A 12,275-nucleotide genomic window follows, 5' to 3' on the forward strand; every position below is an offset into this window, starting at 1 on the left:
CTGATCTCTCAAGATCTTCAGGGATGGCTTTCCTCACGGTCACACACAATTTGTTATCATCAATTCAATTAACTATTAATAAGTCAAAGCGTCCAATGCCTTGATGTGGGTCAGGTAACGGATGTTACTTGCTTCCTTCATCAATGTTGCTGGCAAGCCGCGAAGTGGAGTATTGTTGCCGCCAACGGTTGCTACTGCATCTTTACGACCCAAGCTTGCAAGTGTACCCGAGTTGATTGGGGAGAACGCTTCAAGATGCTTGTCGTTCAAGTACGCATATAGGTTATAACCTACCAGTTCACCCATTTGCCAAGCATTTTGTGCAGTTGGAGCATAAGGACGACCATCAGGGCCAAATGATACAGCACTATCACCTACAACAAATACATCATTGTGAGATGTCGATTGCAAGAATTCATTTACTGTAGCACGTCCACGGTTCACTTCAAGACCTGATTCGCCAACAAGCGGATTACCTTGTACGCCACCAGTCCAAACGAATGTATTAGCTACAATTTTTGATCCGTCTTTCAGATCGATAACGTTGCCTTCTACGTTTGTTACAGGAAGACCTGTAAGGAACTTAACGCCACGCGCTTCCAGGCTTGCAGTTGCACGTTCAATAAGATGATCAGGCAATACTGGAAGAATTTTAGGACCAGCTTCAACTAGGAGCAGCTTGATTTCTTTTGGATCTACTGCATATTTCTTAGTGAGAGCAGGCAATTGGTCAACAATCTCACCAACCAGCTCAACGCCAGTCAAGCCGCCGCCACCAATCAGGATCGTTGCGTCAGCTTCATCTTTTGTTTTCGCATATTTTGCAATACGATCTTCAATGTGCTTGTGAATTTTGTTAGCATCTTCTGCTGATTTCAATACCATACTGTATTGTTCAAGCCCTGGAATTCCGAAGTAAGCTGTGATGCTGCCCAAGCCTACAACAAGTGTATCATAAGACAATGTAGTTCCATCAGACAGTTTCACTTCTTTTTTATCTACCGAGAAATTTTCAACCTTGGCAATGCGAAGATCGATACCTTTCCCCTTGAACAGTTTATCGAGCGGCAATGCAATGGCACGTTCCTTGATGCTGCCAGCAGCAAGACGATGTAGCTCAGTAATAATTTGATGTGTAGGGTATTGGTTAATAACGGTAACCCGCGCTTGATCCTTGTTCAAATATTTACGTACATTCAATGCGCTTAGAACTCCACCGTATCCGGCACCCAAGATAACAATATGTTTAGACATAATTAATCTCCGTCCTCCGTTCTTACGTTATGAAAATAACACCTTAGTTTTGGTTCTTCTTTTCTCCGGCAACTTGAAGATATGCGTTCATGAAACGGAAAATCTTCTGTGCCTCAGGATCCTTCAACATTTTCATCAAGCCAAAAACGCCGATAACCTCATGACTGGCTTCAGCACGATCTTTAGCTTCAATGACAGTAGCAGCAAGGTCTTTAACTTTGCCTACTACTGGTCCAGCTATTTCTGTAATTGCTCCAACGGTATCGTTCTTCAAGACTTCGTCCGTAGCAACGGATTTTGCAAAATCATAAGATTTCGTCAATGCACCTACGATTTCTGTTAACTTAGGCAGCTGTTGAATCAGAGCATTCAAGGATTCTTGAACCTCCGGATTTTGCAGCTGATCAAGAACATCGCGTTGTGCCTGGCTTGATGTTACTTCCTGTTCAGACTTAGTTTCTGTGGTCACTTCTGACATACCGATTCTCCTTTACAATAAGCCAATTGCTTAATGATTTGGGGATTAAAGGGGAGCCCCATCCCTAATAAAAACTCTCAAGTTAGTGAAAAATGGTACAATTCACTGCTAAACAACCCGTAGAACATTGTATCATATTTTACATAAAAATAGTCATTAAGTATTTAACTTAATGACTATAAATTGTGCGATTTCGCATATCTTGCCCAACAAAGTACTTAATCATTCGTTTTTTTGAAGACCAAACATAGGGGAAATTTCCTTTAAAAAATCATAGAATAGCTTTTCCGTAGGAGGAAGCTCCCGATTAGCCGGAATAATGACGCCAACATCCCGTGTTACTCTTGGTTCAACGACCGGTAGCGTTACGATTGTTGATGCAATATGCTCACTTAGCGCTATTTCTGGCAACACCGTCAAACCAAGTCCAGACGATACGAGACCCTTAATTGCATCAAGGTCATCGCCCTCAAATGTGACTTTTGGCTGGAAGCCCAGGTTGGAGCAAGCCTTCACGACCATATCTCTAAGTACAAATCCCTCAGGGAACAATACGAAGGAATCATCCTTTAAATCACTTAATTTAACTGAGGTTTGATTAGCTAGTGGATGACCTGCCGGCAGCAGTGCTACAAAATTCTCCTCGAACAGCACCTCGCTCTTAATCTGGGCTTCATGAGGAACCGGACCCATAATTGCCAGATTCATATCACCCTTGACGACCCACTCTACAAGCTCCTTATAAGAACCATGCTGTAATTGAAAATGTACTAGCGGATACTTCTCTCGAAATCCGGATACCACCGTTGGAATCATCTGAGCTGCCAGGCTGCTTGGAAAACCAATACGAACCGTACCTCGTTCCGGATCAAGAAATTCACTAATCTCCTGCTGTGCATTATCAATCACCTTCATTAGGTGCTCCATATGTGACAAAAACAGCCGTCCGATCGGCGTCAGCTTTACTTTCCGTCCTTCATGAATGAACAAATCCACACCTAATTCCGATTCCAGCTTAAAAATTTGTCTACTGACTGCGGATTGGGATACATGCAGTGCATAAGATGCTTCAGTCACATGCTCCAGCTTTGCTACCTCTATAAAATATTGGATTTGCCTCAGCTCCAACTCGTCACCTCCGATTCCAGTTACTCCACAGTTACTAAATCAGCTATTCAGCATATCCGCACCATTCATTGCATTCTTACATGTCTGGTTAAATATTAAATCCCATTATATAAGTAAACAGAAGAGAACGAAAGGATTTCTTCCTTTCCATATCAATTCGATATATTACCAAATTCAGTGCTTGCAACAACACGAGACAGTCGTCCCGTGTTGATTGCAAAATTTACCAGACAAAAAAGGAAAGCGAAGCGATTGGCAACATCTTGCATTCAGCATTACCCATCTTTCGATTAGATGGACTGAAAGCTATCTCTGCATTCGCTTCCCTTAGTCAAAATATCACTTAATCACCATACATCTTCATTTTTCTGGCAATCGCCTGAGCATATGCCTTGTCTTGAAAATGTACAGTAAGCTGTTCCACCAATTCGTTTTGCTGCTTTAAATACTCTCTGCTGTATTCTTTAGCGAATTGCTTCAAGTCGCGCCGAAGAACAGGCTCAGCAAATGCATATGGCTCATTCTCTTTCAGCTATCTGAGACGGGAACGCGCCGCTGAATGCATATCAAGCGAGTTTTCAATTTCATAGCAATTATAGCGATAGATTACCCTATCCGAATCTACAACCGTTAATATGTCGCTATGATCGTCATAATGACATGCCCGAAGCTGCATTCGGAACAAACTCCTCCCGATTACTCATCACCTCGATAAGCAGATTGGCTCCCAGCCTGAAACCATGCAAGAAAGCAGCTTCCACATGCATACTATCTACGCTATCACACAGGTCAAAATACTCCTCAAGCTCACGAAACGTTTCTTCCCCTAGTCGTTCACGCCATTGCTCCGTCTGTGCTGCCACTTGTCGGCTTACGGAGCGATATTCCGGCTGAGACGGTACAATGGTCTCAACGGGATGTATCTGCCCGCGGTACAGGGCTTCCAAAATTGTTTTCATGTTCATCCTCCCATTAATTATCATCGCATCGCTTGAATGAGATTCCTGCACATGGTAGGATATTTATGCAGTCTGCTTATTGAAGCGGTTGCGGGATAGGAAGTAGCGGTGTTCTTCGCGGGACTCACGCTGCTTCCTTCTTTATTTTTGGAGCTCGTCATACACCTTTTCAATCCCTTTGCGGACAATTGCAGAACGTGACGTATTCAGCTTTTCAGCAGAAGCATCAAGCTTGCTCATAATTTCCTCATCGACACGTATCTCAATCGTTTTGCTTTTGGGCTTGTCAGATGGAGGACGCCCCACCTTTTTAGAGGACATCGCTTCACCTCTCTTTTTGTCCTGACAATAATATATTATTGTCAGGACAAAAAGTCAACGTAATCATTCTGCCCTTTGCGTTTTTTTCTCGGCAGGTTAGGTATTTTGCAACACAAGGCCGCTGTCTTGTGTTGCAGCAAGCACTGAATTTGGATATCCAAATTCGCTTGTTAGGGGCATGCCCCTAACACCTCACCTTTTTAAAAAATGAAGTGTACAGCGTGAAGTTAGCGTACGAGCATTTACTTGCGTTTTTGTTTGAAACTAAGCGGTAGTAAGCAAATTAGCAATTCAAATATATTTTTTATATGTTGATACGTTATCTTATAAATGCAGTGATAAGTTGATAGATTCATAGTATCGACAGGTCGTCTCCCCAACATTGAAGTGTAGTCATACACTTGAGGAATATCATATAGATATTCTACTTTCTAAGGCCGCATGTGGTTCGACCGACCGCCGTCATGCAGCGAAGCACCGCGCGCTGGGAGCTGCGCGCGGTGCGAAATGAATTTAGGTAGGTGTCCTGTATGCACCATCTTCTTCTAGGGAGGGAACTAAGCAACTATACTCTCTTAGTTCCAGAAGGAGACTGCCAATGCAGAAAAAGACACTGTCCATGTAGGACAACCCTCAAAGCACTAAAATTTCAAGAAAATCTCGCAACAAAAGAAAGCGTGCTCGGATAAGGCGTACTATCTTCAAGGTTTTATTTAAGTCCTTGGAACTTATCTTAATTATTGCGAAAATCTGGAGCACAGTTCGTGAGATTTTTAGAAAATGACTGGTGATGAACAAGGGAACCTACCTATTTTCTCTTTTTAGGGCAAGAAAGGATGGTTTTAATGATAGGTGATGTACTAAAAAGGACACGCGCAATCTACGGGTATAAAGCATCTGAGATGAGTTCCTTATTAGGTATTTCCAATAGTTATTTGTCGGAAATTGAAAACAATAAAAAACAGCCCTCATTGGATCTTCTTCAAAACTATTCAAAGGTATTGGGCATTAAACTATCTTCATTGATTTTACTATCTGAGAATTTCGAAGAAGCATCCAAGAATGACAGGAGCCAGGAGTTTATAAAAAATATGATGCTTCGATTGATTAACTTCATGTCAAAAGACAAGGATGAACTTAGTGAGGAAAAAAAGGTATAATATTAATCAATGCGCTTTATATAAATGCAGAAACAAACGAAGACTTACCGAAATTCTTCGCATAACAAATAAAGAACTGAGTAGAATTCATGAACTAATTCGATACTATTCATTTAATCGTGACAAGAAAGATGGAGATAAACGACTTATAACAGCTCCCAATAATGCCTTAAAGAGAATTCAGAAACGCATTCTGAATTTATTTGCTTTTGTGGAAAGAGTTACATTGACAATGCAAAACTACACCAGAATTCAAAATACTTCTTAACAGTTGATATTCGCAAATTTTATGATAATTGTTCAAGAGAGTATGTGTATCGTTTTTTTCAAAATACCATGCACATGTCCAGTGATGTCTCTGCTCTACTTACTGACATAGTAACATTAGAAAAAAAAATTCCAACAGGTTGTCCAACGAGTCAGATAATCGCCTACTATGCTTACCATGCAATGTTTGAGGATATACATACTCTTGCCACTCAAAGATATGGATGTATTTTCACGTTGTACGTCGACGATATGACTTTTTCAAGTAATAGTTCCTTCAATCCCAGTCAACTAAGCAATGATATAGATAAGATTCTAAGAAGATACGGACATAAACCAAAATACAGCAAGGTGAAATACTTTCCGAGAAGTAGCCACAAACTCATTACTGGTGTTGTGGTGTCGAACAATCATAAATTATTAGTAGCCAATAATCAGCGAAAAAAGATTTATGATGGAGCAATGAAACAGCTAGACTTGAAGCTCCAAGGTGATTCTCTAAGAAAAGAGTTACAGACACTTAAAGGAAGAATACAAGCAGCAAAGAATGTCAATTCAAAAATCTTCCCCGAAATAAATCGTTTGGTTGACAATAGCATTGCAGACTTAGTCAACAATTATGATATACATAACAACTGGAATCGAAGCGTTTGGAAGCAGGATTACAGATGATTTAAAAAAAGGGATCTAAGGAATTCGTCCCCTCTAATCAATTAATTCCGCTTAATAGCATACTCGCAAAAACAAATCACCGGGCTGTTCTCACCGTAGATTTTCTCTACGAATGAGACACAGCCCCTTTCCATACCCAAATTACTCACTTGGACGATCCAGCTTATATAAATTACGATATCTAGGCTCAGCCTCAATCAGCTCAGCATGTGTTCCCCGCATAATGATTTTGCCGTGCTCCATGAAAATGATCTCATCCATCCATTCCGCGCCAACCAGATGGTGAGTTACCCATATCAGTGTTTTCCCTAGAGTGGTATGGAATATCGTCGACAACAGCTCGCGCTCGGTTCGCGGATCAAGACCAACTGTCGGCTCATCCAGAATTAACACCGGCGTATCCTGCAGCAGTACGCGTGCCAACGCCACACGCTGACGTTCTCCCCCAGAAAAACGCTGTCCCGTCTCCCTCATCGGGGTATCCAGACCATTGGGCAGACTTGCGATCAATTCGCCAATCTGTGCCTGCTCAGCCGCCTTAAATATATCCTCATTCGAAGCGTCAGGACGCCCCAGCATAATATTGTTCGATACCGTCGTATCGAACAGATGCGGGCTCTGATTCAAGACAGAAATGATCTTCGGCATATCATCTCCGAAATGAGATGATGGAATACCATTGATCGTAACAGTCCCTTGCGTAGGCTCGATCGCCCCCATGATCAGCTTAAGCAACGTCGATTTACCTGCTCCGCTGCGTCCAATGATCGCCACACGTTTTCCTTGGGGAACGTCCAATGATACATCATCAACAGAATTCGCATCATTTGCTCCATATGCATAGGAAACCTGTTGAAGCTGAAAATGAGCTTTCCTCGAAGCAGCAGCTATATCTACATTCGCTACATCTGCAGGAACATGCATCTCTTCATCAGCATGATCCTCACCGGAAATTCTATTCAATCGGTTTAGCGATTCCCGATACTCAGGAATTCGTTGAACCGCTTCGGATACTGGCAGGAATGCATCGGTCAAGGGAAACACAACGAGCACAAATGCTGCAATCATGACCGGATTCAAATCTCCGGTTGCCACTTGTCCTGCAGACCAATAGATCATGGAAACAACAGCAAGCCCCATGACAAGCTGACCTATCAGGCTTCTCCATCTGCTCCACGCCCGAAGTTGTCGATCAATGGTCATAACCTTTACTTCATCCTGTTCATATTTGCTCAGGAAGTCACCTGTTCTTCCGCTGATGACCCAATCGCCAATCCCCATCACGGCATCAGTCAGCTTTTGATATAACCCGTTCCGCTCTCTTTTAATATCAATATTCATCTTCTGGGTTAGCTTCAATGATATATAAGGAAGCACCGCAACAAGAATGAAAATATACAGGGCAATCAACAGCGCAAAGGTTACATCAAACATGCCGATACCAATAACGGCTGCTGCATATAAAATCAATGCTATCAGACTTGGAAATACCGTGCGAATATATACGTTCTGAAGCTGCTCAATATCATCAGCCAGAGCACCCAAAATATCACCCGTCCGGAATCGCGAACGAATAAATAATGCTTGCGGCTCCAATATCTTGTATAAGCGAACCCGCATTTTCGATAGAATTCGTAATACCGTATCGTGCCCTACCAGCCGCTCCACATAGTGAATAACAGCCCGGCCAATACCGAACGCGCGTACTCCCACAATTGGCACATACACTAGAAGGATATTGTATGGCTGAGTCGCTGATTTGGAAATCAGGAATCCAGAAGTAAACATGAGCATCGAGGCTGCAAGCAGAGTCAACACGCCCAGAATCAGATAGAGCGCAAAGCGGCCGCTATACATTCTCATATACGGGCCTATCCAACGATCCTGTCTCATTGTATCCCCTCCCTTTGGGACTCTACTAATTGATAGTAAACTCCCTTTTTCGCCATCAGCTCATCATGAGTACCTATCTCTGCGACACATCCTTGATCCATGACGATGATATGATCCATATTCCTCATCCAGTGCAGACGATGAGTAGCCAGAAGCACAAGCTTACCTTCAAACAACGGGAGCATCGTTTCTTTCAATTCATACTCCGTTTCAATATCAAGATGAGCAGTAGGCTCATCCAGCAGAATGATCGGACGATCACTCAGCAATGCTCTCGCCAGTGCAACACGCTGCTCTTGCCCGCCACTTAACGGGCGGCCACCGCCCCCAATAGGCTCATCCAGGCCATTAGGCAGATCCTTAATCAAAGAATCCAGACCTGCAGCAGCGGCAGCTTGCTCAACCTCACTCTTCGTTGCATCCGGTGTGTTGAAGCGAATGTTATCCTTCAAAGAGCTGCTGAAAATGTACGGCTTTTGCGGGATATACGTAATCTGCTCACGCCAGCCGGAGGCGCCAAGATCTCCAAGTGTAGACCCATTGAGCTCAAAGCTTCCTCGTGTCGGACGGAGAAACCCGCCTAAAATGTCTATCAAGGTTGATTTTCCTGCCCCACTCTCACCAATTATCCCGATTTTACCTAATCCACTAAAGGTGACATTTACATCCTGAAGCGAAGGACGTCCCTCTTCCTCATAGGTAATCCCTACACCTTGTAAGCAGAGATGACTGTTGGGTGTCCAAGCAAGAACTGCGTCTTCTGGCACAGTGGCAGCAAGTGCAGCTTCCTTCTCCGCAGCCTGGATAATATCCTCCATAGCTTGACCCGCTTCTTTTCCATCCAATGTAGCATGATAATCTGCGCCAACCATCCGTACAGGCAGAAAATATTCAGGAGCCAATATCAATATCGTCAACGCCGTTAACAGCGTCATTTTCCCATCAATTAACGGCAAGCCAAGGCTGACCGCTACGGAAGCTACCGACAGCATAGTAAAGAAATCAAGTGCAAACGAGGACAAGAAAGCAACGCGAAGCGTACGCATCGTTGCCGAGCGATAGGAATCACTCACCCGTTCGATCGAATCACCATGCTTTTTACTGCGTCCAAGAAACTTTAGTGTTTCAAGGCCACGAAGCGAATCTACAAAATGATTAGACAATACACGATAAGTTTTCCATTGACGTTCTGTCTGCTTTTTGGCAGTTAAGCCGATCAGAATCATAAAGACAATCAGAATAGGCATTGTTACAGTCAAAATAACCGCAGATGTCGTATCCAGTGTATATACATAAGCTAAAATAAGAATTGGTGTAATACCAGTTGCGAGCATACGAGGCAGGAACAGCTCCAAATAATTACGGAATTTGGCTACGCCTTCAAGCACAGTGGTAACCAGGTTACCTGTGCCTTCCTGTCCAGCGAACCGAGGACCCAGCTCAAACAGCTTGCTAAGCACCTCTTTGCGCAAGCTCTGGCCCGTCTGCTCAGCAAAACGATAAGCTGCCTTCTGTTCAAATAGTCCGCACACCTGACGCACGATAAAAGCAAGCAGGAACAAACCGACCCCGCCGGCTTGTTCCTGCAGCTTGGCGCCGGCAAACAGAGCGGAGATAACCTCCGCCAGCCATTTTGCCTGCAATATGATGGCAATGCTCTGAATAAGGGTCAAGCCGGCAATGACCACCAGTACCGGCTTTATTCCTTTGTATTTCATTAATCCGCGACCCATTAGTATTCCAAATGCTCCTTCTCACTAACCCTTTTATGGAAAATGAAGTAGCTCCAAATTTGATATCCCAAAACAAATGGGAGCAATGTCAACGCGACGATGGTCATAACCTTGAGCGAATAGTGCCCAGAGGCCGCATTATCAACCGTCAACGAGAATGCATCACTTATCGAGCTGACCATAACACGTGGGAACAACCCAATAAATACGGAAGCAATCGATAAGAAAATAAGTGTTCCTGTCATACCAAATGCCCAGCCATCTCTTTGCTTCGTCATAAAATAACCAGCCGCTAAGAAGACCACGACACCAATTACAGCTACAATACTAAGAATAATGCCACGAACCTCAAATACATCTGTCTCAATCACAGTTAACACTGCAAAGAGAACGAACAGAACAGCAAGTGGAATTAGCAGCTTTTTAGCTAATTTGCGAGCCCGTTGTCGTAAATCACCTGTCGTTCTAAGAGATGTAAACATCAATCCATGTACAAGACATAACATCACTACAGTAACCCCACCAACCAACGTATAGAGGTTAACCATATCGAATAGTCCAGCTTTCATTTCCATATCGCCGTCTATTGGCAGCCCTTTGATCAAGCCGGAGAAAACGACACCGAGCAGAAAAGGAGGAAGCAAGCTGCCCAGGAAAATCGCAATATCCCAAGCACCCTTCCATTTCTCGTTCCCCACCTTGCCACGGAATTCAAATGCAACCCCGCGTGCAATTAGAGCAAGCAATAACACAACCAGAGGAGTGTAATATCCGCTGAACATTGTCGCATACCAGTTCGGGAAAGCCGCGAACATGGCGCCACCTGCCGTTAACAGCCACACCTCATTAGCATCCCAGAAAGGACCAATCGAATTAATTAACACTCGACGTTCCATATCATTCTTAGCAAGAAAACGAGTACTCATTCCTACACCAAAGTCAAATCCTTCCAAGAAGAAAAATCCAATAAACAGAACCGCAACAAGTATAAACCAGAGCTCATTAAGAGACATGGTATCCCTCCTTAGCAAACGGATCAGCCTTCAAATCGTCTGATTTTTTCTCCGCGTTCGGCCCCTTCTTAATCACCTTCACAAACAAGTATACCATTACGATTCCAAGTATCGAATAGATTGTGCAGAAGGATATCAGAGAGAATAGAACCTGTCCACCAGTAACACTTGGAGATATACTATCCTCTGTCTTCATTAGTCCAAATACTGTCCACGGCTGACGACCAATTTCAGTCATAATCCAGCCTGCTGTATTCGCAATAAACGGAAGCGAGATAGCCCACAGCATAGCGGTATAGAACCATTTGTGCGGAACCTCCAATTTTTTGCGCCAAGTAAGATATGCACCATACATAGCAAGTAAAATCATCAAGGATCCCGCAGCAACCATTATGCGGAAGCTCCAGAATGTAGTCCGTACAGGTGGAATATAGTCGCCAGGACCATAAGTCTGTTCATATTCAGCCTGCAATTCGTTCATACCTTTAACTTCACCAGAGAACTGGCTGTACGACAAGAAGCTGAGCATATAAGGAATTTTAATTTCAAAAGTATTCTGTCCGGTTTCCGGATCAATGTGGGCATACACCGTCCAAGGAGCCGGATCTCCACTCTCACCCCATAATCCTTCAGTAGCCGCCATTTTCATAGGCTGTGTCTCTACCAAATACTGAGCTTGCTGGTGACCAAACAGAGCTACACCAATAGAAGAAACCAACGCAACGATAATACTAACTTTAAATGAAGATTTAAAAAACTCTACATCTTTACGGCGCAGCAGCTTGAATGCACTAATACCTGCGATCAAGAATGCTCCAGTTGCAAAAGCACCGAGTACAGTATGCGGGAATTCTACGAGCAGCTGACCATTAGTGATAAGAGCGAAAAAGTCATTCATTTCCGCGCGTCCATTGTTAATCTCAAAGCCAACAGGTCTTTGCATAAACGAGTTAGCCGCCAGAATCCAGAATGCAGACATTGTTGTTCCGAGCGCTACTAACCATATGCTGAGCAAATGGACACGCTTGGATAACCGATCCCAACCAAATATCCACAATCCAATAAATGTTGATTCCATAAAGAATGCAAATAGAGCTTCAACCGCAAGTGGTGCACCGAATACATCACCAACGAATCTGGAATAATCCGACCAGTTCATCCCGAACTGGAATTCCTGAATAATCCCCGTAACAACACCTACTGCGAAGTTAATGAGGAACAGCTTGCCCCAGAACTTTGCCATCTTCTTGTATTTCTCATTGCCCTTGACTACATACATCGTCTCCATAATTGCGATGTGTAGCACTAGTCCGATGGACAATGGAACAAAGAAGAAGTGGAAAATGGTTGTGGCCGCAAACTGCAGTCGTGCAAGAAATAACGGATCCATAATTTTC

At 43.4% G+C, this 12,275-nt stretch carries 11 protein-coding genes; 2 read left to right on the forward strand and 9 right to left on the reverse strand.

Annotated features, from left to right (window positions below):
• Positions 1–75: 75 nt before the first annotated feature.
• The 5 genes from BLS49_RS12285 to BLS49_RS12305 form a co-directional block, all read right to left on the reverse strand.
• Positions 76–1,254, reverse strand: coding sequence for an NAD(P)/FAD-dependent oxidoreductase (locus tag BLS49_RS12285; protein WP_091230521.1), 1,179 nt, complete (start codon positions 1,252–1,254; stop codon positions 76–78).
• A gap of 43 nt (positions 1,255–1,297) precedes the next feature.
• The gene (locus BLS49_RS12290) at positions 1,298–1,732 is read right to left on the reverse strand and encodes a DUF1641 domain-containing protein (protein ID WP_091230523.1); all 435 of its coding nucleotides are present in this window, start codon (positions 1,730–1,732) and stop codon (positions 1,298–1,300) included.
• 222 nt (positions 1,733–1,954) lie between these two features.
• On the reverse strand, positions 1,955–2,860 hold the full coding sequence (gene gltC / locus BLS49_RS12295; RefSeq protein ID WP_091230526.1) for a glutamate biosynthesis transcriptional regulator GltC: 906 nt from the start codon (positions 2,858–2,860) through the stop codon (positions 1,955–1,957).
• A gap of 650 nt (positions 2,861–3,510) precedes the next feature.
• Positions 3,511–3,819, reverse strand: coding sequence for a DUF6809 family protein (locus tag BLS49_RS12300; protein WP_091230529.1), 309 nt, complete (start codon positions 3,817–3,819; stop codon positions 3,511–3,513).
• Positions 3,820–3,960: 141 nt separating this feature from the next.
• The gene (locus BLS49_RS12305) at positions 3,961–4,140 is read right to left on the reverse strand and encodes a ribbon-helix-helix protein, CopG family (protein ID WP_091230530.1); all 180 of its coding nucleotides are present in this window, start codon (positions 4,138–4,140) and stop codon (positions 3,961–3,963) included.
• An 845-nt stretch (positions 4,141–4,985) separates the two neighbouring features.
• On the opposite strand from BLS49_RS12305, the gene BLS49_RS12310 reads away from it, so the two are divergent.
• Complete coding sequence (locus tag BLS49_RS12310) at positions 4,986–5,300, forward strand: helix-turn-helix domain-containing protein (protein ID WP_091230532.1); 315 nt, start codon at positions 4,986–4,988, stop codon at positions 5,298–5,300.
• Positions 5,301–5,576: 276 nt separating this feature from the next.
• Positions 5,577–6,239: an RNA-dependent RNA polymerase family protein gene (locus tag BLS49_RS12315; protein WP_245742371.1), complete on the forward strand. Its 663-nt coding sequence runs from the start codon at positions 5,577–5,579 to the stop codon at positions 6,237–6,239.
• Positions 6,240–6,380: 141 nt separating this feature from the next.
• Here BLS49_RS12315 and cydC read toward each other — a convergent pair whose 3' ends face one another.
• From cydC to BLS49_RS12335, 4 genes are read right to left on the reverse strand one after another with little or no spacing between them, the layout of a single operon-like run.
• Complete coding sequence (gene cydC, locus BLS49_RS12320) at positions 6,381–8,132, reverse strand: thiol reductant ABC exporter subunit CydC (RefSeq protein WP_091230534.1); 1,752 nt, start codon at positions 8,130–8,132, stop codon at positions 6,381–6,383.
• A complete protein-coding gene (gene cydD, locus BLS49_RS12325; protein ID WP_091230536.1) occupies positions 8,129–9,865 on the reverse strand; it encodes a thiol reductant ABC exporter subunit CydD in 1,737 nt (578 codons plus the stop codon). The genes cydC and cydD overlap by 4 nt, the downstream gene beginning before the upstream one ends.
• Positions 9,865–10,878: a cytochrome d ubiquinol oxidase subunit II gene (cydB, locus tag BLS49_RS12330; RefSeq protein ID WP_091230537.1), complete on the reverse strand. Its 1,014-nt coding sequence runs from the start codon at positions 10,876–10,878 to the stop codon at positions 9,865–9,867. The genes cydD and cydB overlap by 1 nt, the downstream gene beginning before the upstream one ends.
• A complete protein-coding gene (locus BLS49_RS12335) occupies positions 10,868–12,268 on the reverse strand; it encodes a cytochrome ubiquinol oxidase subunit I (protein ID WP_091230540.1) in 1,401 nt (466 codons plus the stop codon). The genes cydB and BLS49_RS12335 overlap by 11 nt, the downstream gene beginning before the upstream one ends.
• Positions 12,269–12,275 lie beyond the last annotated feature (7 nt).

Origin of the sequence: Fontibacillus panacisegetis, assembly GCF_900102215.1 — a bacterium.
In the GTDB taxonomy this organism is placed as follows: domain Bacteria; phylum Bacillota; class Bacilli; order Paenibacillales; family Paenibacillaceae; genus Fontibacillus; species Fontibacillus panacisegetis.

Excerpts from the sequence above, each read along its gene's own strand:
- BLS49_RS12285 (WP_091230521.1), bottom strand. The coding sequence starts at position 1,254 with ATGTCTAAACATATTGTTATCTTGGGTGCCGGATACGGTGGAGTTCTA.
- BLS49_RS12290 (WP_091230523.1), bottom strand. The coding sequence starts at position 1,732 with ATGTCAGAAGTGACCACAGAAACTAAGTCTGAACAGGAAGTAACATCA.
- BLS49_RS12300 (WP_091230529.1), bottom strand. The coding sequence starts at position 3,819 with ATGAAAACAATTTTGGAAGCCCTGTACCGCGGGCAGATACATCCCGTT.
- BLS49_RS12305 (WP_091230530.1), bottom strand. The coding sequence starts at position 4,140 with ATGTCCTCTAAAAAGGTGGGGCGTCCTCCATCTGACAAGCCCAAAAGC.
- BLS49_RS12310 (WP_091230532.1), top strand. The coding sequence starts at position 4,986 with ATGATAGGTGATGTACTAAAAAGGACACGCGCAATCTACGGGTATAAA.
- cydC (WP_091230534.1), bottom strand. The coding sequence starts at position 8,132 with ATGAGACAGGATCGTTGGATAGGCCCGTATATGAGAATGTATAGCGGC.
- cydD (WP_091230536.1), bottom strand. The coding sequence starts at position 9,865 with ATGGGTCGCGGATTAATGAAATACAAAGGAATAAAGCCGGTACTGGTG.
- cydB (WP_091230537.1), bottom strand. The coding sequence starts at position 10,878 with ATGTCTCTTAATGAGCTCTGGTTTATACTTGTTGCGGTTCTGTTTATT.
- BLS49_RS12335 (WP_091230540.1), bottom strand. The coding sequence starts at position 12,268 with ATGGATCCGTTATTTCTTGCACGACTGCAGTTTGCGGCCACAACCATT.